Source organism: Autumnicola patrickiae, assembly GCF_031846525.1.
Taxonomy (GTDB): domain Bacteria; phylum Bacteroidota; class Bacteroidia; order Flavobacteriales; family Flavobacteriaceae; genus Autumnicola; species Autumnicola patrickiae.
The window spans coordinates 1-267 of the sequence record NZ_JAVRHM010000090.1; the positions used below are offsets into that span (position 1 = coordinate 1).

1 protein-coding gene is annotated in these 267 nt (G+C 43.4%); it reads right to left on the reverse strand.

Annotation, left to right across the window (positions count from 1 at the left end):
- Positions 1 to 267: MBG domain-containing protein (locus tag RM549_RS19470; RefSeq protein ID WP_311687790.1), on the reverse strand; the 267-nt coding region annotated here is incomplete at both ends.

Genomic DNA, 267 nt, shown 5'->3' on the forward strand with positions numbered 1-267 from the left:
ACCGTCGTAGGTAAAGGTCTGAACAGCTTCAGCGGTGATTACAGCTTCGGCTTTTTCGATAACAAGATCTGCAGTCAGTACTTTATCATTATAGTTGTCCTGGCTCACTGTTGCAGTCACCGTATAAGTACCTGCATTAATTTGCCCATTATCGGCATACTTTACTGTCGCTCCCTCAGGAAGTCCTGTAACAAAAATGCTGTGCGCAGCTCCGTCATAAATAAAAGTATCACCTTCAAAAGCCACTCCTGTGATTTCTGCATTTTC